Annotated in this window: 22 protein-coding genes; 8 read left to right on the top strand and 14 right to left on the bottom strand. The window is 63.5% G+C overall.

What is annotated here, in order from left to right; genetic code table 11:
• Window positions 1–114: 114 nt before the first annotated feature.
• From RIN49_RS20335 to RIN49_RS20320, 4 genes are all read left to right on the top strand, one after another.
• A complete protein-coding gene (locus RIN49_RS20335; protein WP_309121981.1) occupies window positions 115–1,863 on the top strand; it encodes an alpha-glycosidase in 1,749 nt (582 codons plus the stop codon).
• Between the two features lie 126 nt (window positions 1,864–1,989).
• A complete protein-coding gene (locus RIN49_RS20330; RefSeq protein WP_309121980.1) occupies window positions 1,990–2,874 on the top strand; it encodes a 3'-5' exonuclease in 885 nt (294 codons plus the stop codon).
• Entirely contained in the window at window positions 2,871–3,032 is a 162-nt protein-coding gene (locus RIN49_RS20325) for a hypothetical protein (RefSeq protein WP_309121979.1), read from the top strand. Before RIN49_RS20330 ends, RIN49_RS20325 begins: the two co-directional genes overlap by 4 nt.
• A 110-nt stretch (window positions 3,033–3,142) precedes the next feature.
• Entirely contained in the window at window positions 3,143–3,913 is a 771-nt protein-coding gene (locus tag RIN49_RS20320; RefSeq protein WP_309121978.1) for a CPBP family intramembrane glutamic endopeptidase, read from the top strand.
• A 9-nt stretch (window positions 3,914–3,922) separates the two neighbouring features.
• Here the strand turns inward: RIN49_RS20320 and RIN49_RS20315 are convergent, their stop codons facing one another.
• Window positions 3,923–4,588: a SanA/YdcF family protein gene (locus RIN49_RS20315; RefSeq protein WP_309121977.1), complete on the bottom strand. Its 666-nt coding sequence runs from the start codon at window positions 4,586–4,588 to the stop codon at window positions 3,923–3,925.
• Window positions 4,589–4,678: 90 nt separating this feature from the next.
• On the bottom strand, window positions 4,679–5,308 hold the full coding sequence (locus RIN49_RS20310; RefSeq protein WP_309121976.1) for a DUF2306 domain-containing protein: 630 nt from the start codon (window positions 5,306–5,308) through the stop codon (window positions 4,679–4,681).
• A gap of 168 nt (window positions 5,309–5,476) precedes the next feature.
• Here RIN49_RS20310 and RIN49_RS20305 point away from each other — a divergent pair, with 168 nt between their 5' ends.
• A complete protein-coding gene (locus RIN49_RS20305) occupies window positions 5,477–6,070 on the top strand; it encodes a TetR/AcrR family transcriptional regulator (RefSeq protein ID WP_309121975.1) in 594 nt (197 codons plus the stop codon).
• 275 nt (window positions 6,071–6,345) lie between these two features.
• Here the strand turns inward: RIN49_RS20305 and RIN49_RS20300 are convergent, their stop codons facing one another.
• From RIN49_RS20300 to RIN49_RS20265, 8 genes are all read right to left on the bottom strand, one after another.
• The gene (locus RIN49_RS20300) at window positions 6,346–7,128 is read right to left on the bottom strand and encodes a MerR family transcriptional regulator (RefSeq protein WP_375295268.1); all 783 of its coding nucleotides are present in this window, start codon (window positions 7,126–7,128) and stop codon (window positions 6,346–6,348) included.
• 29 nt (window positions 7,129–7,157) lie between these two features.
• A complete protein-coding gene (gene fabF / locus RIN49_RS20295; protein WP_309121974.1) occupies window positions 7,158–8,402 on the bottom strand; it encodes a beta-ketoacyl-ACP synthase II in 1,245 nt (414 codons plus the stop codon).
• Between the two features lie 58 nt (window positions 8,403–8,460).
• A complete protein-coding gene (locus tag RIN49_RS20290; protein ID WP_309121973.1) occupies window positions 8,461–9,057 on the bottom strand; it encodes a TetR/AcrR family transcriptional regulator in 597 nt (198 codons plus the stop codon).
• A gap of 86 nt (window positions 9,058–9,143) precedes the next feature.
• The gene (locus tag RIN49_RS20285) at window positions 9,144–9,449 is read right to left on the bottom strand and encodes a hypothetical protein (RefSeq protein ID WP_309121972.1); all 306 of its coding nucleotides are present in this window, start codon (window positions 9,447–9,449) and stop codon (window positions 9,144–9,146) included.
• The gene (locus RIN49_RS20280) at window positions 9,446–11,557 is read right to left on the bottom strand and encodes a molybdopterin oxidoreductase family protein (RefSeq protein WP_309121971.1); all 2,112 of its coding nucleotides are present in this window, start codon (window positions 11,555–11,557) and stop codon (window positions 9,446–9,448) included. Before RIN49_RS20280 ends, RIN49_RS20285 begins: the two co-directional genes overlap by 4 nt.
• Window positions 11,554–11,886, bottom strand: a complete 333-nt coding sequence (gene nirD, locus RIN49_RS20275; protein ID WP_309122000.1) for a nitrite reductase small subunit NirD — start codon at window positions 11,884–11,886, stop codon at window positions 11,554–11,556. The genes RIN49_RS20280 and nirD overlap by 4 nt, the downstream gene beginning before the upstream one ends.
• Before the next feature lie 65 nt (window positions 11,887–11,951).
• Window positions 11,952–14,396 carry a nitrite reductase large subunit NirB gene (gene nirB / locus RIN49_RS20270; protein WP_309121970.1) on the bottom strand — a complete coding sequence of 815 codons (2,445 nt, stop codon included), beginning with the start codon at window positions 14,394–14,396 and terminating at the stop codon, window positions 11,952–11,954.
• Between the two features lie 30 nt (window positions 14,397–14,426).
• Window positions 14,427–15,641, bottom strand: coding sequence for an MFS transporter (locus RIN49_RS20265; protein WP_309121969.1), 1,215 nt, complete (start codon window positions 15,639–15,641; stop codon window positions 14,427–14,429).
• 314 nt (window positions 15,642–15,955) lie between these two features.
• Here RIN49_RS20265 and RIN49_RS20260 point away from each other — a divergent pair, with 314 nt between their 5' ends.
• Together RIN49_RS20260 and RIN49_RS20255 are read left to right on the top strand one after the other, a co-directional pair.
• Complete coding sequence (locus RIN49_RS20260) at window positions 15,956–16,624, top strand: ANTAR domain-containing response regulator (protein ID WP_309121968.1); 669 nt, start codon at window positions 15,956–15,958, stop codon at window positions 16,622–16,624.
• The gene (locus RIN49_RS20255; RefSeq protein WP_309121967.1) at window positions 16,621–17,655 is read left to right on the top strand and encodes an anthranilate phosphoribosyltransferase; all 1,035 of its coding nucleotides are present in this window, start codon (window positions 16,621–16,623) and stop codon (window positions 17,653–17,655) included. Before RIN49_RS20260 ends, RIN49_RS20255 begins: the two co-directional genes overlap by 4 nt.
• A gap of 586 nt (window positions 17,656–18,241) precedes the next feature.
• Here the strand turns inward: RIN49_RS20255 and ppnP are convergent.
• Window positions 18,242–18,556 (bottom strand): pyrimidine/purine nucleoside phosphorylase, encoded by a 315-nt coding sequence (gene ppnP, locus RIN49_RS20250; protein ID WP_309121966.1) that lies wholly within the window; start codon window positions 18,554–18,556, stop codon window positions 18,242–18,244.
• 271 nt (window positions 18,557–18,827) lie between these two features.
• On the opposite strand from ppnP, the gene RIN49_RS20245 reads away from it, so the two are divergent.
• Window positions 18,828–19,616, top strand: a complete 789-nt coding sequence (locus RIN49_RS20245; protein WP_309121965.1) for a class I SAM-dependent methyltransferase — start codon at window positions 18,828–18,830, stop codon at window positions 19,614–19,616.
• A 31-nt stretch (window positions 19,617–19,647) separates the two neighbouring features.
• Here RIN49_RS20245 and RIN49_RS20240 read toward each other — a convergent pair whose 3' ends face one another.
• Genes RIN49_RS20240 through RIN49_RS20230 form a run of 3 tightly spaced genes read right to left on the bottom strand, consistent with a single transcriptional unit; the run spans window position 19,648 to window position 22,612 of the window.
• Entirely contained in the window at window positions 19,648–20,847 is a 1,200-nt protein-coding gene (locus tag RIN49_RS20240; RefSeq protein ID WP_309121964.1) for an ABC transporter permease, read from the bottom strand.
• A complete protein-coding gene (locus RIN49_RS20235; protein ID WP_309121963.1) occupies window positions 20,844–21,530 on the bottom strand; it encodes an ABC transporter ATP-binding protein in 687 nt (228 codons plus the stop codon). The genes RIN49_RS20240 and RIN49_RS20235 overlap by 4 nt, the downstream gene beginning before the upstream one ends.
• A complete protein-coding gene (locus RIN49_RS20230; protein ID WP_309121962.1) occupies window positions 21,527–22,612 on the bottom strand; it encodes an efflux RND transporter periplasmic adaptor subunit in 1,086 nt (361 codons plus the stop codon). Before RIN49_RS20230 ends, RIN49_RS20235 begins: the two co-directional genes overlap by 4 nt.
• Between the last annotated feature and the right edge of the window lie 33 nt (window positions 22,613–22,645).

The raw sequence follows: 22,645 nt of genomic DNA, 5'->3' as shown, positions 1-22,645 counted from the left end.
AGGTACAACCTCGTCGTCGTTCATGCGGCTTCGGTTGTGCTTTGTCGCGTTTTTCGCGTTTTACGCGCGATTCGCGCGTCTGGCGTTGCCCGACTCGATAAGGAGGCGGTATGGATGTTGAAAGAAGCGGTATACCATCGCCCGAAGCTGAATTGGTCGTTCGCGTACGACGAAAAGACGGTCGTGCTGCGGCTGCGCGCGAAGCGCGGCGACGCGGCGAGCGTCGAGACGATGTACGGGGACAAGTTCCAGCCGTTCGAGGCGATGCGGTCGGCGCCGATGCGCCTCGCGTATGCGGACGAGCTGTTCGACTATTGGGAGATCGACGTGCTGCCGGAGTACCGGCGACTCGCGTACGCGTTCGCGCTGACGGACGCGGACGGCGAGACGTGGTGGTTTTCGGAAAAGGGGATCTCCCCCGCGGCCCCCGACGAGCACTTCGGCCTGTTCGAATTCCCGTTCCTGCACGCGTCGGAGCTGTTCCGCCCGCCGGCGTGGGTGAAGGACGCGGTGTTTTATCAAATTTTCCCCGAGCGGTTCGCGAACGGGGATCCGTCGAACGACCCCGATGACGTCCTGCCGTGGGGCGGGAAGCCGGAATGGTACAACTATTTCGGCGGCGATCTGCAAGGCGTGCTCGACCATCTGGATCACTTGTCGGAGCTCGGCGTCAATGCGATCTACTTCACGCCGCTGTTCCAAGCGCGAACGAACCATAAGTACGACACCGAGGATTACCTTCGAGTGGATCGGCATTTCGGCGACAACGCGTTATTGAAAAGGTTGGTGGACGCCTGCCATGACCGCGGTATCCGCGTCATGCTCGACGCCGTCTTCAATCACGCGGGAGGCACGTTCGGACCGTTCCTGGACGTGAAGGAGAAGGGGGCGGCCTCGAAATATGCCGACTGGTTCCATGTACGGCAGTTCCCGCTGGAGCGGATCGACGGCATGCCGACGTACGATGCGTTCGCCTTCGAGCCGCATATGCCGAAGCTGAACACGGCGAACCCCGAGGTGCAGGACTACTTGCTCGGCGTAGCGCGCTACTGGATCGAGGAGGTCGGCATCGACGGCTGGCGGCTCGACGTCGCCAACGAGGTCGACCACGCGTTCTGGCGCAAGTTCCGCGACGTCGTCAAGCGCGCCAAGCCGGACTGCTACATTCTCGGCGAGATGTTCCACGACGCGATGATGTGGCTGCAAGGCGACCAGTTCGACGCGACGATGAACTATCCGTTCACGGGCACCGTGCTCGACTTCGTCGCCCGGGAGAAGCTGGACGCGCGCGGCTTCGCGGATGCGATCCAGCGGCAGCTCGCGTCGTATCCGCGGCAGGTGAACGAGGCGATGTTCAACCTGCTCGACTCGCACGACACCCCTCGCCTGCTGACGATCTGCGGCGAGGACGCGCGGAAGCTGAAGCTGGCCGTGCTGTTCCAGCTCACCTTCCTCGGGGCGCCGTGCATCTACTACGGCGACGAGGTCGGCATGGTCGGCGAGGGCGATCCCGACTGCCGACGGTGCATGGTCTGGGATCCTGCGGCGCAGGATCGGGAGCTGTTCGCGTTCTACCGGAACGCGATTCGCCTGCGGCGCGCGCACGCGGCGCTGCGCGCGGGCTCGATCCGGTTCCTGCTCGCGGAACCGGGCGACGGGCGCGTGCTCTACGAGCGCGCCGACGCGGACGAGCGGTTCGTCGTCGCGCTGAACCGCGGCGAGGCGGAAGCGGCGTTCCCGCTTCCGGAGCTCGAGGGCGGCCGCTTTGCGACGGCCTTCGCCGCTTCCGGCGCCGCGCTCGTCGCCGGGCGCCTGACCGTGCCGGCGTACGGATACGCCGTCCTGCGTTTCGTCGCGGAGTAACGAGCGGGCGCGGTTGGTTTTCCGCCTTTTTGCGAACCCTACCATTAATCCCCTAAAACCGTCGATTTTCTGTTACAATATAGGGGTTACGCAGGAATTAGGGCAAAGAGAATCGGAGGCACCCGCATGGATTACATCATCCTCGACATCGAATTCAACGGGCGGAAGTTCGCGAGCGACCTGCCGATGGAAGTCATCGAAATCGGCGCGGTCCGGCTCGACGAAGCTTTGCGATATAAGGACGAGTTCACGTCGTTGGTTAAACCGGTCTATTTCTCGAAGCTGAACAGCTTCATTAAGGAGAAGACCGGCATCCCGCAGGAAGGGATCGACGCGGCGCCCGGCTTCCCGGCCGTGGCGGCGCGATTCCGGGAATGGCTCGCCCGCAGCGAGGCGTTCATCTTCGTCACCTGGGGCGGCGAGGACATGAAGCGCATCGTGCTCGACGCGCGCATGCATAAGCTCGACGACGCGTATTGGACGGCCATCCCGTATTTCGACCTGCTGAAGGGATACATTCGGTACAAGAACGTCACGAACGACGTCAGCGTGGAAGCGGCGCTCGCCGAACTCGGCATCGCGAACGAAGGCTCCGCGCATCGGGCGCTCGACGACGCGCGCATGACCGGCGACATCTTCCGCGCCGTCTTCGAGCATCTGGACTTCGAGCGCGTCCAGTATTATAAGGACGTATACTCGAACGCCAAGGAACGCAGAATGGTGAAGAACGCGGTGCGGACGATGGCGATTCAGAAGCAACCGCAGACGTGGGACGTGCTCGTCGAGAAGTTCTTGAAGGATAAGGTGAACTTGGACGACCCGCGCAAGGCGGCGGAGCTCGAAGCGTATTTCGCGTCGGAGGTCGCCGCGAGAGCGCAGAAGCCGCGCAAGGCGCCGGCGGCGTCCCAGAAGACCGCGGAAAGCGCGAGCAGCGCGGCGGCCGCGACATCCGCAACCTCCGCGACATCCGCGGAGACGACGACGACGGAAAGCCGGGAGGCGAGACGTTGAAGAAGAAAACCGATGCCGAATACGACAAAGAATACGCCTTGTTGAAGGAGAGGCTGGGGCTGAAACAAGACGTCTCCCCCGACGAGCTCCGGAACGCGCTCAAGGGCCTCGTGAACGAGAAGATCATCGCGGACTATAAGATCAAAAACGAAAAATAACGCCTCGAACCCGGCCGCGAACGAAAGCAGCCGGGTTTTTGGTTGATTATTATTATCGTTTATGATAATAATATGAATACTGATAATAATAGATCGGAGTGATCCTCTTTATGAAGACGTTCCTTCGCACCAACGGCAAGCTCATCTTATTTCTGCTCGCCTTGACTTGGATCGGCAGCCTCGCCGTCCTTCCTTACCTCGGCTACACGACCGTCGTCCCGCCGGAATCCGGCCTCACGAAGGAGCTGTTGTACGTCACGACCGTCATCAACTCGACGATCAACAGCCTGCTTGCGATCGCCGTCGGCTTGACGCTCGGCCGCCGCGTCGGTCTCGGCGCGCCTCACTTGACCGGCTGGCTCGCCGGCGGCGCCCGCGCGCCGTTCACCGCCAAGGCGCTGCTGCTCAGCGTCGGCGTCGGCGCGGTCGCCATCGCGCTCACAGTCGGCGTCGACGCGCTGTTCCGGCCGTACTTGCCCGCGGCGCTCGCGAGCGCGTCAGGAGAAGACGTCGTTCCGTTCTGGGCGGGCGTACTCACGATGTTCTACGGCGGGATTAACGAAGAGCTGTGGATGCGGTTCGGGGTCATGTCGTTCGTCGTGTGGCTGTTGAGCGCGCTGTTCGCAAGAACGAAGGAGAAGAAGCCGGCTTGGATCTATGTCGCCGGCATCGTCCTCGCCGCCGCCCTCTTCGGCGTCGGCCATCTGGCGGCCGCCCCGGCGATGTTCGCCGAGGTGACGACCGTCCTCGTCGTCCGCATCATACTCGTCAATGCGATCGCCGGGATGTTCTTCGGGGCGTTATATTGGAAGAAGGGGCTTGAGTACGCTATTATCGCCCATATGGTCGGCGATATCGTCCTGCACGCGATCCTCGGGTAAGCGCCTTGCCTAGTCGTGCGTTTGCCGGCCGTCGCCCGTAATCGCGTACGTCTCCCCGAGGTACGTCGGTTCCGGGCGCGTCGTATGCACAAGCAGGAAGTCCTTCGCTCTCGCGAGGATTTCGCGCGCCTCGCGCCGTTCGGCGCCGGAGTGCTCGCGTTGGTCGCTGCCGACGCCGTACGCGTCGACGCCGAGCGCCCGACCGACGTAGACGGCCCGCTTCAGATGGTAGCTCTGCGTCACGACGATCGCCTTCTTCACGCCGAACACGTCCCGCGCCCGATACATGCTCTCGTACGTGCTGAACCCGGCATGATCCATGAAGATGTCCTCCTCCGGTACGCCCCGATCGACGAGGAACCGCTTCATCGCGTTCACCTCGTCGTATTCCTCTTGTCCGTTATCGCCGCTGACGATGATTTTCGGCGCCTTGCCGGCGCGGTATAACGCCAACCCTTGCTCGAGTCGATCGTGCAGCATCGGCGACACCTGCGTCTCCGAATACACGCGCGCGCCGAGAATGACGATCGCCTCCGCCTCCGGCGCTTGTTCCGGCTCCGTCCTATACGCCTTCGTCGCCTCGTCGACCCGCGCGTTCGCCGCGCCCAGCGCCCCGGCGCCCGCCACGCCTGCGATCACCGCTAAGAGCGCGACCCTTTTCCAAAGCTTCTTCATTCCCGGTTCTCCCTCTCCGTCCGTATCTTGTCGTAAGTAACAGACGCCGCGTCCGACCGGAAAGTTTCGCCGCGAGCGGAGCGTCTTCCGTTACGTCAGCCATTTCTTGCGGAGTGCGACCTCGGCCAGCGCCAAATTAAAGACCATGCTTCCCCAGACGGCGATCGCATAGGAAGTCGCGTAAGGAAGACCCGCAGCGTGTTGGCCGATCGGCAGCAGCACGTGAATGGTCAGGTTGGCGTACGTGAGAAAGAAGCTGCGCGTAATCCACTGCGAATGCTTCGCGATATCGCCGCGGCGAATATAGACGTACCCTAGCCCGGTGGTCGCCAGCCAGAGCACGTTCAGGACAAGAAAGCCCGCGATCGTCGGCGCTCCCGGCGCGAACCAGGCGACGTACAGCCCAGGGATAAAATTCAGAGCGACGGAGACGACATACACCCGGCCGTTCCATCGATGCCAGGCGATCGACTTTCGGCGGAAACGCCGCATCGCGCCGATCGGTCCCGTGACGAGCGAGACGACGGCGAGCAGGATATGCGCTCGGAGCATGAACAGCCACACCGACGGGTCGGCGGCGAAGGCGTCCCTCGCGGCGATCAGCTTGACGAATTCGGGATCGGACACGAAGTTTTTCGTGAGCGTGTGCATGATCCACAGAAACGCGACGACCGCAAGGGCGACGGCGGCGGCGGGTTTCCGTTCCGTTCGAGTTTTCATAAGGGCATACCATCCTTCGTAAATTTTATGTATACTATGGTTAGGACCGGACCGTCCGGTCCGGTATAGCTTACATTATAGGTCACCGCCGACCGATTGAAAATAGACAACTCCGCGCGATTCGTGACAATATTATGGATACAGTCGCCCGACGGGAGGATGGAATGCTTGAAGAAGCCGGACGATACCAGAGAACTCATTATTCATCGGGCCATGCTTTTGTTTAACACGAGAGGCATCGCCGCAACGTCCATCGGGGACATCATGTCGGCGACCGGACTCCCGAAGGGAGCCATCTATCGCCGTTTCGACACGAAGGAAGCGATCGTGCTGGCCGCCTTCGAACGAGCGGGCCGAATTCTGCAAGAGGCGTTCGTGCAAGCCGAACGCGAGGGGACGAGCACGCTCGAGAAGCTGATGAAGCTGGCCGCGATCTACCAGGACGCGGTCGACGACCCGCCGATTCCGGGCGGCTGCCCGCTGCTGAACACGGCGGTGGAAAGCGACGGCACGTTCCCCGAGCTGCGGCAGAAGGCCGCCGAAGCGTATGCGGACATGGTCCGATTCGTCGCGTCGATCCTCGAGCGCGGTATTCGCGACAAGGAGCTGCGCCCTACCGTCGACGCCGCCGAGCTCGCTTCGTACCTGGTCGATTCGATGGAAGGCGCCATTATGGCTAGCCGATTGACGGGCAGCAACGCTCCGATCGCTCGAAACATGAAGTATACGGAGGCTCTGCTCCGGAGCTGCATGGTCGAATAGAGCGAAAATAGGGAAAACCATTGTTCCCTATTCGCGGGCCATCCCTCGAATTTGCCTGAATAGGGAACATGAAATTTCTCTATTTCGCTCAAGAGCGCCGTTTCGGACCGTTTCTCCCGCGAATAAGGAACTTTCGTGTTCCCTATTCGTCTCTTTCCGCCATGTTCGTCGAGAATAAGGAATTTTCCTGTTCCCTATTAGCAGGCATCGACGGAACACATGACAAAAAGAGGAGGCCGCCCTCCGGCGACCTCCTCTCTTCCTCCGATCGCGAATTAGGCGTTGCGATCCGCATAGACGGCCATGCCGTCCCGCAGAAACTTCGCGAGCCCTTCGCCGAACTTGTCGATGTTGCGGGTAAACCGCTCGTCGTCGACATACATTTGTCCGAGCCCTCTGAACGCTTCGAGCGAGTAATGGACCCCGAAGTTGCCGCCGTTCAAGAAGTCGTACCACTCTTTGATCGCGGCTTGCGCCTCGTCGCTGTCGGCCGGGCCGTGGCGGAGCGCCGCCAGCTTCGCGTAGATCGCGTTCATTCCGTCTTCCATCGCCTTGCGTTCGTCCTGCGACAAACTCCCGAGCTTCTTCTTCGATTCGTCGATCGCCTTGTCGCCCCACCGCTCCCGCGCCTCTTGCTCGTACGGGTTGACGCTGAAGTCGAAGCCTTCGAATTTTTCTTCGTTCGTCATTTCGAACTCTCCCTTCGCTTGCCGGATCGTCTTCTCCAAGGTGCCGAGCACTTTGTCGATGCGGCTTCGCTTCACGAGCAGCATCTTCCGATGCAGCTCCAGAGCCTCCTGCCGATCGAAGCTCGGATCCCGGAGAATGTCCTTGATTTGTTTCAAGGGAAGGTCAAGCTCCTTGAAGAACAAGATTTGCTGAAGCGTCTCGAGATCCCGATCGGAGTATAGACGGTAACCGGCCTCCGTCGTATGCTCCGGGGACAACAGTCCGATCTCGTCGTAGTGATGCAGCGTGCGCACGCTGACACCGGCCAGCTCCGACACTTCCTTTACTTTCATCATGGCCTTCGCCTGCCCCCCTTCGAGAATCAGCATAAGGCCTAACGTAACGTGAGGGTCAATGCTTATTCTTGAAAATATTTTCGAAACGCCAACATCGCGTTATGCCCCCCGAAGCCGAAGCCGTTGCTCAAGACGGCGTTCACCGCCGCCGGCCGCGCGACGTTCGGTACGACGTCCAGCGCGCAGGCCGGATCGGGCGTCTCGTAGTTGATCGTCGGCGGCAGCAGCCCCCGGCGAATCGCCAGCACGGAGGCGACCGCTTCCACGGCGCCCGCGGCGCCGAACAGATGGCCCGTCATCGACTTCGTCGAGCTGACCGGCGGCCGCTCGTCCTCCCGCGGGAACAAGGTAAGGATCGCCTTCGTCTCCGACGCGTCCCCCACCGGCGTGCCGGTCGCGTGCGCGTTAATATAGTCGATCTCCTCCGGGCGCAGCGAGGCGTCCTCGAGCGCGGCCTTCATCGCCAGATACGCGCCGCGGCCTTCCGGGTCGGTCGCGGTGATATGGTACGCGTCCGACGACGCCCCGTACCCCGCCACCTCCGCCAAGATGGCCGCGCCGCGGGCGCGGGCGCTCTCCAGCTCCTCGAGCACGAGGATGCCCGCCCCTTCGCCCATGACGAAGCCGTCCCGGTTCGCGTCGAACGGACGGCTCGCGCGCGTCGGGTCGTCGTTGCGGCCGGACATCGCGTGCATGTTGCAGAACCCGGCGAACGCGAGCTCATGGATCGGCGCCTCCGCGCCGCCGGCGATCATCGCGTCGGCCCGGCCGGCGCGGATCGCGTGGAACGCCTCGCCGATCGCGTGGTTGCCGGTCGCGCACGCCGACACCGGCGCGAACGTCGGGCCGCGGGCGCCGGTCAGGATCGACAGCTGGCCCGCCGCCATGTTGCCGATCATCATCGGAATCATGAACGGGCTGACGCGCTTCGGCCCCCGCTCCGCGAACTGGCGGTGGTTGTCGAGCAGCGTATGAATGCCCCCGATGCCGCTCCCGACGTAGACGCCGACGCGATCCGCGTCCGCCCCGACGTCGAGGCCGGATGCCGCGACTGCCTGCTTCGCCGCCGCGACCGCGAATTGAAGAAACCGGTCGTAGACGCGCGCCTCCTTCGCGCCCATATACGCCTCCGGGCGAAAATCGCGCACCTCGCCGGCCATCCGCGTCGGGTACCCCGTCGGATCGAAGGCATGGATCGTCGTTATGCCCGAACGTCCCTCGGCCAAGGCTTCCCCGAAAGCCGTCACGTCGCTGCCGATCGGCGATACGACGCCCATGCCCGTGACGACGACTCGTCTCGTTACCATTCCAAATCATCTCCCTCGTCAACTTTAAGACCGATCGGTCTGTAAATAAGCAAAAAAATTACGGGCGCCGAAGCTCCCGATTCAAAAACGATGCGATCCGCTTGAGCGCCGCGTCCACCGCCTCGCCGCTGTCCGTCAGCTTGCTGATCATCAACGCGCCTTCGATGGCGGAGACGACGAACAGCGCCGCCTCCGCGGCGTCGGCCTCCGGGTCGACCTGACCGTCCCGCTGGCCTTGCTCCAGGATCGTGCGCACCCTGGACACGAACCGCTCCATGGACGCCCGCGCCTGCGCCTTCAAGAACGGGTAGGCGTCGTCGGCTTCGACGGCGGCGTTCATGATGGCGCAGCCGCCGGGGATCGGTTCGCCGCGATACAGCTCCCGCGCGACTGCGGCGATCGCGAGCACGCGATCGATCGCGTGCGCGATGCCGGCCCCCGCCTCGTCGAACCGCTCGCTCATCGCCTTGACGTTATACGCGAACGCCTCCGCGATAATCTCTTCCTTGCTCTCGAAGTGGTTATAGATGCCGCCCTTCTTCAGCCCGGACGCCTCCATGATTTCGGACAGGGACGAGGCGTAATATCCTCTGCGGTTCAACACGTGCGCCGCCTTCTCGATGATATGCTCTTTCGTCGCCTCGCCTTTACGCACGGTACGTCCTCCATTTTCAGACCAATCGGTTTGTTTTTCGCCATTGTAGCACTCGTTCGGAAAATACGCAACGTCCCGCGCCGCGCTTACCACGCTTCTTCCTCGAAGAAGTCCGGCGTCCAGTGCCTCCAGGCGAAGGACGACGTCAACGCCTCGACGGCCGATGCCAAGTCGTCGATATGGAACGTCGGCCAGCCGCCCGCTTCCGCATCGGCGTATCCCCGGTCGTACACGAGGAGGACCGCGGGACCTTCCAACCGGTCGAGCCGCGCCCAGTCTTCCCGGCTTCGCACGAGGGCGACCGTCCCTTCGGCCCAAGCGGGCATCCGCCGCCGCACGTCCCGTCTCGTTCCTTCGTCGGCGCCTACGATTCGCAGCGATTCGTTCGTCATGTCGCTCCCCCTACCCGTTCCGGTCGAACGGCGCAAATTTTGAACTCCGGCATGCGGCTGATCGGGTGCAGCGCGTCGTTCGTCAGCCGGTTGATCGACTGCTCGCCGCCCCAGTGGAACGGCACGAAGATCGTCGTCGGGTGAATGTCGTCCGAGACGCGCACCGGGAACACCGCCGTGCCCCGCTTCGTAGTGAGCCGAATGCGGTCGCCCGCCCGAAGGCCGATGCGCTCGGCGACGCTCGCATGCACCTCCGCGACCGGCGCGGGCGCCTTCGCGTCGAGCGGCTCCGTCCGGCGCGTCTGTACGCCGCTAAGGTATTGGCTGCCGACGCGGCCCGTCGTCAAGATGTACGGATACTCGCGGCTCGTCGTCTCCGCGGGCAGTCCCGGCCGGATCGCGTGCAGCTTCGCCTTCCCGTCCGCATGGGCGAACCGGTCGGCGTACAGCCGCGGCGTGCCCGGATGGTCCTCGGACGGGCATGGCCAGAAGACGCCGCCTTCCCGCTTCAGCCGGTCGTACGTGATGCCGGAATAATCGGCCGGCGCGCCGATCGTCGCGCGGCGCAGCTCCTCGAACACGTCCTTCGGCGTCTTGAACTTGAAGTACCGGCCCGCTCCGAGCCGTTCGGCCAGCTCACACAAGATGTGCATGTCGAGCTTCGCGCTGCCCGGCAAATCGAGCGCCTTCGCGCGGTGGAACACCCGGCCCTCCACGTTCGTCAGCGTCCCTTCGGCTTCGAGGAACGACGAGCCGGGCAGAAACCAATCCGCGTGCTTCGCCGTCTCCGTCTCGAACAGGTCGACGACGACGAGCAGCTCGAGCTTCTTCAGCGCGGCTTCGACGCGCAAGGCGTTCGGGCTCGAGACGATCGGGTTCGAGCCGAGGACGATCATCGCCTTGATGTCGCCCGCCTCGATTTTCTCGAACAGCTCGAAGGCGGAGACGCCCTTGCCCGGCAGCGTGTCGGGATGGACGCCCCACACCTCGGCCACCTTCCGCCGCGCTTCCGGATCTTCGATCAAGCGGTACCCCGGCAGCTGATCGGCCTTCTGCCCGTGCTCGCGGCCGCCTTGGCCGTTCGCCTGCCCGGTGACGGCGCCGAAGCCGCTGTTCGGCCGGCCGACTTTGCCGCAGAGCAGCGCAAGGTTAATGTAATTGAGCGTATGCTCGACGCCGTTCACTTGCTGCTCCAGTCCGCGGGCGGTCAGCACGACGCCGCTCTCCGACTTCGCGAAGCCGCGCGCGATCGCCCGGATTTTCTCCTCGTAGATGCCCGTAATCCGCGACACGTACTCCGGCGTGAATTCGCGGACCGCCTCGGCCACCGCTTCCAGACCGCTCGTCCGTTCGGCGACGTACGCTTCGTCGTACAGCTTTTCGTTTATGATCGCGTTCAATAGACCGCTGACGAACACGGAGTCGAACCCCGGCTGCAGCTTGACGTGAATGTCCGCGATCTTGGACGTCATCGTCTGGCGCGGATCGATCGTCACGATCGTGGCGCCCGCTTTCTTCGCCGCAAGCAAATACGGCATCATCGTCGGCTGGCACTCGGCGATGTTCGTTCCCGCCAGAATGATGTATTTCGTGCCGGCGATATCGTCGAGCGGCAGCGTGAGGCCCCGGTCGAGCCCGAACGCGCGCATCTGCGCCGCGGCGGCGGACGACATGCAGTACCGTCCGTTGTAGTCGATGTACCGGGTCTTCAGCGCGACCCGGGCGAATTTGCCGAGCAAGTAGCACACCTCGTTGGTCAGAGAGCCGCCGCCGAAGACGGAGACGGCGTCCGCGCCGTGCTTCGCTTGGATGGACAGGATGCGGTCCGAGATTTCCGCGTACGCGGCGTCCCAGCTCTCCGGCTGCCACGGCGTCGCTTCCAAGCTGCGAGAGCCGACGACGCGGCGCACGAGCGGCATCGTAATGCGATCGGGGTGTACGGCATGGCGCGGGGAATGGTACCCCTTCTGACAGAGGCGCCCCGTCGATACGGGGAACGACCCGCTCGGGCGCACCGCCCAACCGGGTTCCTTCTCCGTCAGCGTGAGCTCGATGCCGCACTGCATGCTGCAGAACGGACAGTGGGAGTTCAGCGCCGCGCCTGTCATCCCACGTCCACCCATACGACGCCGTCTTCGATCCATGTGCCGAACGTCTTGACGCAGCCGTCGTCAGGCTTCTGCACGAGTCCGTCGTTCAAGTCGATCTTCCGATCGTGCATCGGGCAGAACACGTAGTGGCCGCTGACCATGCCCTCCGCCAATACGCCGTTCTTGTGCGGACACCGGTTCTCGACCGCCCGCACCGTGTCGTCCCCGAGGCGGAACACCGCCAGCTCCAAAGCGCCGAGCCTCACCGTCTTGCCCGTGCCCAGCGGCAATTCGTCCAACCTCGCCAGCTTTACGCGGCTCGCCGCGACCTGCTTTACGCTCCCCATCGCCATGCTCAGCGCCTCCCTCTCCAGTCCGAAATCTCTCTATCTCTTCCGAAAACGACTTCCCCTTACTTCGCCGTCTCGATCACTTCGTACAAATCCTTGCGAATCGCCGCCGTCTCGACCGCTTCCTTCCATGGGTCTCGCGTCGCGGCGAGCGCTTCGTCCATCCGCTCGCACAGCTCGCGCCGGCGGTCTCCGTCCTCGACGACGCTTCGAACGTGGTCGAGGCCGACCCGCACGATCCACTCGGACGTCCGTTCGCCGTAATTGCCCGTCTCCCGGTAGTACTGGAGGTACGCAGCGATGTACTCCATCACGTCTTGCTCCGTCTTCACCGTCGCGAGCAGGTCGCCGGCCCGCACCTTCACGCCGCCGTTGCCGCCCGCGTACAGCTCCCAGCCGCCGTCGATCGCCACGATGCCCATGTCCTTGATGCCGGACTCCGCGCAGTTGCGCGGGCAGCCGGAGACGGCCATCTTCACCTTCGCCGGCGTGTTCAGCCGCTCGAACTTCTTCTCGAGCGCGATGCCCATGCCCATCGAATCCGCCGTGCCGAAGCGGCAGAAGTCCGCTCCGACGCATGTCTTCACCGTGCGGAGCGCCTTGCCGTACGCGTAGCCGGACGGCATATCGAGATCGGTCCACATCGGGACCAGATCTTCCTTCTTCACGCCGAGCAGGTCGATGCGTTGGCCGCCCGTCAGCTTGACGGTCGGGACGTTATACTTCTCCGCCACCTCGGCGATCTTCTTCAGCTCGGACGGCGTCGTCACGCCGCCGTACATCCGGGGCACGACCGAATACGTGCCGTCCTTCTGAATGTTCGCGTGCATCCGTTCGTTCACGAATCGAGACGTGCGATCGTCCTTGTACGTCGACGGGTTGATCATCGACAAGTAATAGTTCACGGCCGGGCGACACTTGGAGCAGCCTTCCGGCTCCTTCCAGCCGAGCACGTGCATGACCTCGCGAACGTGGGTGAGCCCCTTCTCCTTGATGCCCGCCACGACCTCTTCCCGCGACAGCGTCGTGCAGCCGCAGATCGAAGCCTTCGCCGAAGCCGCGGCGTCGAACTCGTCGCCGAGCGTCGTCTTGAGCAGCGCCGCGACGAGCGGCTTGCAGCCGCCGCACGAGCGCGACGCCGTCGTCGCATCCTTGACGCCCTCGACCGTCGTCAGGCCGCTACTGCGAATCGCGGAGCAGATCGTGCCCTTGCTGACGCCGTTGCAGCCGCAGACGACCGCGTCGTCCGCCATGGCGGCGACCATGCCTTCCGTGCCGCCGCCTCCTCCGCCTTCCGCGCCGGATTCTTGCAGCAGCTTGGTGATTTCCATTTTCGTAATATCCGCTTGGGACTTGATGAGCTGCATGAGCCGCGTGCTCTCGGACGTGTCGCCGAACAGCACCGCGCCGACGATCTTGGAGCCCTTCACGAGCACCTTCTTATAGATGCCGGACCAGTCGTCGTGCACGCGGATCGCCTTCGTCTCCGCGTCTTCGATGAATTGGCCGCCGGAGAACACGTCGACGCCCGACACCTTCAGCTTCGTGTAGACGACGGAGCCTTCGTACGGGGCGCCGTCGACGCCGGCGAGCCGCTTCGCCAGCACCGCGCCCTGCTCGTAAAGCGGGGCGACGAGGCCGTACGCGACGCCGCGGTGCTGCGCGCATTCGCCGACCGCGTACACGTCCGGCGCGCTCGTCTCGAGCCAGTCGTTGACGGTGATGCCTTGCACGACGTCGAGCCCGGCTTCTTTCGCGAGCGACACGTTCGGACGGATGCCGACCGCCATGACGATCAGGTCCGCTTCCGTCCACGTGCCGTCGGCGAACTTCAGGCCCGTCGCGCGCTCCTTGCCGAGAATTTCGGCGGAGGACTTCTCCATCAAAAACTTCATGCCTTGCTGTTCGAGCGACGCCTGCAGCAGCTTCGAAGCGGTCTTGTCGAGCTGGCGCTCCATCAAGCTGTCGCCGATATGGACGACCTCGACCTGCATGCCGAGATTCAGCAGGCCGCGCGCGGCTTCGAGGCCGAGCAGGCCGCCGCCGATGACGACGGCTTTCTTATATTTCTTCGCCGCTTCCCGCATCAGCTCCGTATCCCGGATCGTCCGGTACGCGATGACGCCCGGCAGCTGCGAGCCCGGGATCGGGATGACGAAAGCGTTCGAGCCGGTGGCGATCACGAGCTTGTCGTAGGACGTCGTCATCGGGCCCGCCGCCCCTTCGCTCGTCACTGTCTTCGCGGCGGGATCGATCGAGCTTACCCGCTGTCCGGTGTATAGACGGATGCCGTTCTTTTCGTACCAGTCGTAGTCGTTGATATAGATGTCTTCCTGCTTCGTGTCTCCCGCCAGGACGTAAGACAGCATAATCCGGTTATAGTTCGGATACGGCTCCGCGCCGAAGATGGTGATGTCGTATTTGTCCGGCGCGAGCTTCTTCAGATGTTCGATCGCGTTCACGCCCGCCATCCCGTTGCCGATGAGCAGCAGCTTCTCTTTTCCCATGACGTCCCCGTCCCCTCTCGTTGAATGAAATTACGCTTCGGCCGCGGCCCGGCCGCCTTCGCCGACCCACGTCCGCTTCCATCGAACTTGCGCGACGGCGACGACGACGATGCACGTCAAGGCGATGGCGCTCAGCGTCAGGAAGCCCGGCGCGAAGGAGCCGGTCGCAAGCTTTAAGTTGCCGAGAATCTTCGGCAGGAAGAATCCTCCCAGCCCGCCGGCGGCGCCGACGATGCCCGTAATGACGCCGATCTCCTTGGCGAAGCGCTGCGGCACGAGCTGGAACACCGAGCCGTTGCCCATGCCGAGCGCCATCATCGCGACGAACAGCATCGCGGTCGTGAGCCCGATCGCCGGCAGCGTCGAGATGCCGGCCATCATCAGCGCGACGATGCCATACAAGACGAGCAGCATGCGGATGCCTCCGAGCTTGTCGGCGAGCCAGCCGCCCACGGGGCGGAAGAAGCTGCCGGCGATGACGAGAAGCGTCGTGAAGTCGGCCGCTCGAACCGCGTCGAGTCCGTATTGCGTGTTATAGAAAATGGTCAAGTAACTCGTCATCCCGACGAACCCGCCGAACGTAACGCTGTACAAGACGCAGAACACCCAGGTGTCTTTCAGCTTCAAGACGGATGCGTAATCGGCGAGCTTCTTCGGCGCCGGCTGGTTCGGACTGTCCTTCGCAAGAAACGTGAACAGAAGGAACGCGATCGCGATCGGAATGAGCGCGAAGCCGAACACGACGTGCCAGTCGCCGTAATGCTGCGCGATCCGGTTCGCGAACAGCGTCGTGAAGACGGTGCCGCTGTTGCCGGCGCCCGCGATGCCCATCGCGAGCCCTTGATATTGCGGCGGATACCAGCGGCTCGCGAGCGGCAGCGCCGCCGCGAAGCTGGCGCCGGCGACGCCGAGCAGCAGCGCCACGACGTACAGCTCGCCGAGCGTCGACGCGAACAGCCAGCCCCAGACGAGAGGAATCATTGTCAGGATCATGCCGATCTGCGACGTCCGCTTCGGGCCGATGAAGTCGGTCATCCAGCCGAGCACGAGCCGCAGGATGGAACCGCCGAGCACCGGCAGCGCGACCAGATTCGCCTTCTGCGCGGCGTCCATCTCGAAATCCGAAGCGATGATGACGGCGAGCGGTCCGAGCAATACCCAAATCATAAAGCTCACATCGAAGTATAAGAACGCGCTGAACAAGGACGGCTTATGCCCTGCTTTCATAAACCCTTTCGCTTCCATCGTTTCTCCACTCCCTTGATTTGTCGTTTCTCTCTTTTTGGATGAAAAAAGGCCGCACACCGCATCCGGGGGAACGTCCCCGGAGCGATCTACGGCCTCATTGCCTATGGCGGCACATCGTTGTGCCCGCCTTGGATTCGATTGTTTGCGTCGCCACACCTTTGTGACTTGGCTTAATTATAGAAGCGGACGACCTTACATGTCAACTACTATCACAAACAAAAATTTTGGTCGAAGTTTTCGGCGTTTTATGTTATATTTGCGTTACTTATAATGTCACATATACATTTATTTGCGGATAGGAAGTGAATTTTATGCTGCAATCGTTCCTTATCGTACGCGACCGCCCCGCGGCGAAATCGTCTCCCGCGCCTGTTCTTGGCTTTCCGTTCGGCTTCGACGACGAGGAGCCCGCCTACGCGGAAGGCGCCCGCTTCGACTCGCCGACCGCGCTGCTCGACGCCGCCGGGCTCCGCACGCAGGAATCGAATCTTCCGGAGCCGTCGCCCGAACTCGGTGTCAAGAATGTTGACGCCATCTTGTTTTGCACGTCGTATCCGAACCTGCTCGCTTGGACGCGGGCATTGGAAGCCCCCACCGGTCCTCCGCTGCTTTGGTGGTGCGACAACGAACCGGTCGTGCATAACTGCGTCTTGGCCGATTCCGTGGACGGCATCCTGTACCCGGGCATGACGACGGCGGAGCTGCATTGGACGCTGCTGCTGTCCTCCAAGCATTACTTGTCGCGGACGCAGTGGAAGCAGGAACGCGAGCAGCTGATCGCCAAGCTCGAGGACCGGAAGTGGATCGACCGGGCGAAGTCGATTCTGAGCGAGGTGAAGTCCATTACCGAGGCGGAGGCGTACGAATTCCTTCGCAAGCAAGCGATGAACGAGCGGCGGCGTCTGGTCGATGTTGCCGTCTCGATCGTGAAAGTATATTCTTTACTCCGAGAGCAAAATCCCAGGGGGCGTTCGCGATGATCGAATACTTAAAGGAAGTCGGCAGAGGCAAACGCGGCGCTAGAGATCTAACGTATGACGAAGCGGCCGGCGCCGCGAAGCTGATTCTCGAAGGAGGAGCGACCGACGCCCAGATCGGCGCCTTCCTCGTGGCCGAACGGATCAAGATGGAAAGCACCGACGAAATCGCGGCGTTCGCGGAGGCGCTGCGGCGCGGCAGCCTGAAGCATCCGATGGACGGCGCCATCGATTGCGCGGGTCCGTACGACGGCCGGACGAAGTCGTTTTATGCGACGCTGCCGACGTCGTTCGTCCTCGCCGCCTGCGGCGTCCCGTCGACGCTGCATGGCTCGCGCTCGCTGCCGCCCAAGTGGGGCGTGACGCTGCCGGACGTCGTCGCGCAATGGGGCGTGGACGTCGAGACGCCGGAAGGACTCGAGCGACTCCTCCGCGCGGCGGACGCGAGCGGCTTCCTGTTCGTGCCGGCGGAGCTCGGCTGTCCGAAGCTGGCGCGCGTGCGCGAGATACGGACGCAGCTGGGCTTACGCACCGTGTTCAACAGCGCGGAGAAGCTCGTCCGCTACTCCGAAGCGCCCTATCTCGTCTTCGGCGTCTTCCACGGCACCGTGTTCGACAAGATGGCGCAGCTCGTCTCGAGCCTCGGCTACCGCCGCGTCATCATCGTACAGGGCAGCGAAGGCTCCGAGGACTTGCCGGTGCACAAGCGCTCCCGCCTGTTCCTCGTGCAGGGCGGCGTCTCCGAGCTGATGATCGTCGACCCGGAGGTGTATCAGCTGCAGGGCGAAGCCGACGACGATACGGAGTGGACCGCGGAGCGCCAAGCGGCGACTTGCCTCGCCGTACTCCGGGGCGCCGCGGCGCTGCCGTACACCGACATGACGATTCTGAACGCCGGCGTCCGACTGTGGCTGACCGGCGCGGCCGGCACGATCGAAGAAGGACTCGACCTCGCTCGAGTCACCTTGTCCTCCGGGCAAGCGTACAAGAAATTCATGCAGTGGAAGGAAATCGTCCTCGCGCGTCCTTCGTAAGTCTTTTGCCGCCGCTCCGCGGCCTGCTACGGCGGGCCGTCGGGGCGGCTTTTCTTGTACTGCGTTTAGGCGCCTTCTACTTCGGAGTCAGGCCCGCCCCTGGCCGAGCCCCTGCCTCCACGCCGCCCCGCTCCCCGGGCAGGCCCTTCTCTTCCCGCCGTCCTTCTCCCCGTCTTCCCTTCGCTCAGCCGCTTCGCCTCCAACGTTGTAGCGCAATCCTCGAACATCGGGACGATGCAATTCGTTTATTGAGAACTCCACCCCACTTCACCGAAGTAGCATGTCGCGGCGGTCGGCGCGGGGGCTCAATTGTGGCGGGGCTCCTCGAATTTCGCGGCGGCGCGGGTCGAAAATTGGGGAACTCCTCCCCAATTGCGGAATTAGCTGAGCGAAGGGAAATCGAGGACAAGAGCCGCCAAGAGAGCCCCCTTCCTCCTCGCGGAACCCCCGGATGAAAAGGAAAAACCTCCCGCTCCTTCCGCACCAAGGCCGACAATCGGGCATTGGCGCGGAATCAGTGGGAGGCTTTTCGGTTCGCCCGAGCCAAGAAAGCGCAGGCGGGAACTTGTACGGGAAGATTTCCCGATTATTCGTTAAAATAGGAGCAGCAGTAGTCGGCTACCGTATGTACCTTCAGCTGGAAGCTCTCGTTTGCCGGCACGATGAATACGCCTTCGCCGTCGATCGACTTCCACTCTTGTCCTTGCAGCTTATATTCGAGCTTGCCGGCCGAGAAATCCATCTCTTCCTTCTGGGAAGTAGAAAATTCGTATTCGCCCGGAAGCATGATTCCGAGCGTCTTCTTCGTGCCGTCCGCGAACAACACCGTCCGGCTCGTCACCTTCCCGTCGAAGTACACGTTCGCCTTCTTCTCCACCGTCACGTTCGTAAACTGCGTCATGTCGCTCATCCTTTCCCATTCGCCGATTTTCGCGCGTATCCGCTAACTTTACCACAAGTGAGGAATCCTGTCATGCTGCATGTTACGAATGGTGACGCCGTCGCGGCCAAGCTGAAAGAGAGCGGGCTGCCGAAACGTCGAACCGATCCGTGCATAACATCGCTTCATATTCATAATACCTATAACCAACATAGGTTTTATATATTTCACCTATCATCACTCCATCGTTTACCATTACCGTACGACGGTACGCGAAGGAGCGAATGAACGAATGAGCGATCGAAGAACGAACAAGACCGATTGGAACGCTTCCCTGTATGACAGAAAGTTAGGTTTCGTCTCGGAATACGGAGCGGACTTGATCCGGCTGCTGCAACCGCAGGCCGGCGAGACGGTGCTCGACGTCGGCTGCGGCACCGGCGATCTGGCGAGAAGGATCACCGAGTGCGGCGCGGCCGTCGTCGGCATCGACGCGTCGCCGGCCATGATCGAGACCGCGAAGGCGAAGCACCCCGGGATCGACTTCCGGGTCGCGCGGGCGGAGGCGTTCGCCCTCGAGAAGCAAGCGGACGCCGCGTTCTCGAACGCGGCGCTCCATTGGGTGACCGACGCGCGAGGCGCGGCGGCGCGTATGTTCGACGCGGTGAAGCCCGGCGGACGCCTCGTCGCCGAATTCGGGGGCAAGGGCAATGTCGGCGCAATCGCCGAGGCGATCAAGCGCGCGCTCGCGGAGCGAGGCGTCGACGCCGCCCCGCTCGACCCGTGGTATTTCCCGACGGTCGGCGAATACGCGTCCGTGCTCGAATCGTGCGGCTGGGACGTCGAATACGCCGAATTGTACGATCGGCCGACCGCGCTCGACGGTCCGGACGGGCTGCACGCCTGGCTCGCCGTCTTCGCGACGCCGTTCTTCGCGGCCTTCGCCGAGGCGGACGCGGCCGATATGAAGAACGACATCGCCGAACGTCTGGCGCCCCGGCTGTACGACGAAGAACGACGCGTATGGACGGCCCCGTACCGTCGCATCCGCGTCGTCGCCCGCAAGCCGTCCCGCAGCTAACCTCGCGGCAAGCGCCGCGGCCGACCGGTACTTACTCGTAGCGCAACGATTCGATCGGCTGCATGCGGGCCGCCTTGCTTGCCGGATACAGACCGAAGAAGACGCCGACGACCGTCGAGAAGCCGACGGCCAGCAGCAAGGCCCACCAAGACACGAGGAACGGCCACTGCGTCGCGACCGAGAACGCCCACGACGCCAGCAGCCCGACGGCGGCGCCGAGCAAGCCGCCCAATACCGTCAAGATGACCGCCTCGATCATGAACTGCGCCATGATGAGCCCCGGCGTCGCGCCGATCGCCTTGCGGATGCCGATCTCCCTCGTGCGTTCGGTAACCGAGACGAGCATGATGTTCATGACGCCGATGCCGCCGACGAACAAGGAGATCCCCGCGATCGAGCCGATAATGACCTGCAGGATCGAGAACACCTGAGACACCTGCTGCTGCGCTTCCTCGCCGGTCTGGGACAAATAGTCGGTCGGCGAAGCGTTGTGCCGCTTCGCGAGCAGCTCCTTCACATCGGCGACGATATCCCGAAGCTCTTCCGTATCCCCGGTGTTCGCGAGCAGCTCCACATACCCGTACCGAACGGAGGCGGAGGCGCCGGGCAAGGAGCCGGACGGCGCGTAAGCGCCGTACACCGTGCCGCCCAGTCCGCTCAGCAGCGACTCCTCAGTCACGTATACGCCGATGATGCGGTACACGCGCCCGCCGAATTTCAACCGTTGGTTCATGGCGGCCTGAGCGCTGCCGAACGCTTCCGTCGCGAACTTGTCCGCGACGACGAGCACCCGCTGCCGCGACCGTTCCTCCGCCGCGGTGAAGTAGCCGCCCGCCGCATAGTCCAGCCCCGCCAGCTTCGCGTACTCCGCCGGCGTCCCCGTCACGTCCAGCCGATAATCCGTCGAGCGGATCGTCGTCGTCAGGCGGGCGGACGTCGTGCCCGCGGCGGCGGAGATGCCGTCGAGCTTGCGGACGGCGTCCAGATCGGACGAAGTGATCAATAGATCCGCATCCGTCCCTCCGCCTTCGCCGCCCGGCAGCACGACGAAGTAGCCTTTCCCGTACTTCGCGATGTCGGAGACGATCGACGACTGGCCCGCCTGGCCGATCGAGACGACCGTCACGACGGCGGCGATGCCGACGACGATGCCGATGATCGTCAGGAACGACCGCATTTTGTTGCCGCGCAAATTGTCCAGCGCGATCGCCAAATTTTCGAAAATCGTCATCGCTCGCTCACCGTCCTCGTATCGGAGACGATGTCGCCGTCGCCGAACCGGAGCACCCGATTCGCGTGCGCCGCGATGTCCGCCTCGTGGGTGACCAAGATGACGGTCGCCCCTTCCGCGTGCAGCCGCCCGAACAGCCGCATGATGTCCTCGGACGACTTCGCGTCGAGGTTCCCCGTCGGCTCGTCGGCGAGCAGCACGGACGGCTCCATCGCGAGCGCCCGCGCGATCGCCGCGCGTTGCCGCTGCCCGCCCGACAGCTCGTTCGGCCGGTGGTGGACGCGATCGCCGAGGCCGACTTTCCCGAGCAGCTCCCTCGCTCGCTCCGTCCGCTGCGAACGAGGCACGCCGCCGTATACGCAAGGCAGCTCTACGTTCCGCAAAATGCTCTGCCGCGGAAGCAGATGGAAGTTCTGGAACACGAAGCCGATCTTCTTATTGCGCACCAGCGCGAGTCGTTCTTCGTCGAGCGTCTCCACCCGTTCGCCGTCGAGCGTATACGTCCCGCTCGTCGGCGTATCGAGACAGCCTAATATGTTCATCAGCGTCGACTTGCCCGAGCCGGACGGCCCCATGATCGCCACGTATTCGCCTTTCTCGATCGCGAGATCGAGCGGCTTCAAGGCTAGCACCTCGACCGCCCCGTTCCGATACGTCTTCGAGACGCCTTCGAGCCGAATCATTCGTCCGCACCCGTCTTCACGGCGTCGCCTTCGGTCAAGCCTTCCGGCACGGGATAGACGTAAGCGTCGCCCGCCGCGAGCCCGCTCAGCGCTTCGATGCGTTCGCCGTCGTCTTTGCCTACCGTCACCGGCAGCCGCACGGCCGCCCCGTCCGTTACGCCGAACACATAAGCGTCCTGCCCGGAGTAGCGCACCGCGTCGATCGGGACGAGAACCCGCTCCTCCCCCGCGAGCACGAACTCCAGCGTCGCCGCGAAGCCGGGCTTCGCCACCTCCGGCGGCACTTCGCCGCGCGGCAGCGACACTTCGATCTCGACCTCGTAATCGAGCCCGTCGACGCCCGCCGGCCTAGCGACCGGAGCTACGTACGTCAGCTCGCCTTCGAACGTCGTCTCGAACGCGTCGCCGGAGACGATCGCCTTCATCCCCGGCCGCACCTTGCCGGCGTCCAGCTCGTTCAGCGCCGCCTTCACGAGCAGCTGCGACACGTCGGCGAGCCGGAACGCTTCGGCGCCCGGAGATACGTAAGCGCCCGGCTGCACCGCGGCGCTCGCCACGACGCCGTCCGCCTCCGCGAGGACGACGGACCTCTCGATATTGCGCTCCAACGCTGCGATGCTCGCTTCCGTCGACGCCGTCTGCAGCGCGTGCAGCCGATCGGCGCTCGCTTCGGCGTCCATCACCTTCTCCGCTTCCGCGGCGTCGGTCTGCCCGCGCACCGCTTCGAAGCTGCGCTTGCGCTCCGCCTCCCGCGTCAACGCCGCGATCGCCAGCTGATTGCGTTCCGCCTCGAGCTGCCTTCGCCATTCCGCGGTGTCGTACGTCAGGAGCGGGTCGCCCGCCTTCACCGCGTCGCCCGGCTTCGCGTGCACCTCGGCGACCCGTCCCGCCCGATCCGCGTACACCGTTCGTTCGGACGCCGGATGGAAGCGCCCGTTCGCGAACACCGATTCCGCGATCACGCCCGTCTCCGCCGTCGCCAGCTCCACCGTCAGACTCGATCCGAGCCTCATGACGTTCACGGCCGCGAGGCCGCCGACGACGAGGACGAGCGCAAGCAGCCATAGCCATTTCTTCCGCATGAAGGGTCAACCTTTCGTATGTAGGATTCTGTA

The organism is Paenibacillus sp., from assembly GCF_031177825.1.
Lineage (GTDB): Bacteria > Bacillota > Bacilli > Paenibacillales > YIM-B00363 > Paenibacillus_AE.
Note: the sequence above shows the minus strand (reverse complement) of the source record. Positions and strands in the feature narration are given on the sequence as shown.

What these genes read in the sequence shown, in the direction of transcription:
- fabF (WP_309121974.1), bottom strand. Translation starts at nt 8,402, where the DNA reads ATGGTAACGAGACGAGTCGTCGTCACGGGCATGGGCGTCGTATCGCCG.
- RIN49_RS20230 (WP_309121962.1), bottom strand. Translation starts at nt 22,612, where the DNA reads ATGCGGAAGAAATGGCTATGGCTGCTTGCGCTCGTCCTCGTCGTCGGC.
- RIN49_RS20330 (WP_309121980.1), top strand. Translation starts at nt 1,990, where the DNA reads ATGGATTACATCATCCTCGACATCGAATTCAACGGGCGGAAGTTCGCG.
- RIN49_RS20260 (WP_309121968.1), top strand. Translation starts at nt 15,956, where the DNA reads ATGCTGCAATCGTTCCTTATCGTACGCGACCGCCCCGCGGCGAAATCG.
- RIN49_RS20315 (WP_309121977.1), bottom strand. Translation starts at nt 4,588, where the DNA reads ATGAAGAAGCTTTGGAAAAGGGTCGCGCTCTTAGCGGTGATCGCAGGC.
- RIN49_RS20320 (WP_309121978.1), top strand. Translation starts at nt 3,143, where the DNA reads ATGAAGACGTTCCTTCGCACCAACGGCAAGCTCATCTTATTTCTGCTC.
- RIN49_RS20280 (WP_309121971.1), bottom strand. Translation starts at nt 11,557, where the DNA reads ATGACAGGCGCGGCGCTGAACTCCCACTGTCCGTTCTGCAGCATGCAG.
- RIN49_RS20245 (WP_309121965.1), top strand. Translation starts at nt 18,828, where the DNA reads ATGAGCGATCGAAGAACGAACAAGACCGATTGGAACGCTTCCCTGTAT.
- RIN49_RS20240 (WP_309121964.1), bottom strand. Translation starts at nt 20,847, where the DNA reads ATGACGATTTTCGAAAATTTGGCGATCGCGCTGGACAATTTGCGCGGC.
- RIN49_RS20255 (WP_309121967.1), top strand. Translation starts at nt 16,621, where the DNA reads ATGATCGAATACTTAAAGGAAGTCGGCAGAGGCAAACGCGGCGCTAGA.
- RIN49_RS20265 (WP_309121969.1), bottom strand. Translation starts at nt 15,641, where the DNA reads ATGGAAGCGAAAGGGTTTATGAAAGCAGGGCATAAGCCGTCCTTGTTC.
- nirD (WP_309122000.1), bottom strand. Translation starts at nt 11,886, where the DNA reads ATGGGGAGCGTAAAGCAGGTCGCGGCGAGCCGCGTAAAGCTGGCGAGG.
- RIN49_RS20310 (WP_309121976.1), bottom strand. Translation starts at nt 5,308, where the DNA reads ATGAAAACTCGAACGGAACGGAAACCCGCCGCCGCCGTCGCCCTTGCG.
- nirB (WP_309121970.1), bottom strand. Translation starts at nt 14,396, where the DNA reads ATGGGAAAAGAGAAGCTGCTGCTCATCGGCAACGGGATGGCGGGCGTG.
- RIN49_RS20285 (WP_309121972.1), bottom strand. Translation starts at nt 9,449, where the DNA reads ATGACGAACGAATCGCTGCGAATCGTAGGCGCCGACGAAGGAACGAGA.
- ppnP (WP_309121966.1), bottom strand. Translation starts at nt 18,556, where the DNA reads ATGACGCAGTTTACGAACGTGACGGTGGAGAAGAAGGCGAACGTGTAC.
- RIN49_RS20235 (WP_309121963.1), bottom strand. Translation starts at nt 21,530, where the DNA reads ATGATTCGGCTCGAAGGCGTCTCGAAGACGTATCGGAACGGGGCGGTC.
- RIN49_RS20335 (WP_309121981.1), top strand. Translation starts at nt 115, where the DNA reads ATGTTGAAAGAAGCGGTATACCATCGCCCGAAGCTGAATTGGTCGTTC.
- RIN49_RS20300 (WP_375295268.1), bottom strand. Translation starts at nt 7,128, where the DNA reads ATGCTGATTCTCGAAGGGGGGCAGGCGAAGGCCATGATGAAAGTAAAG.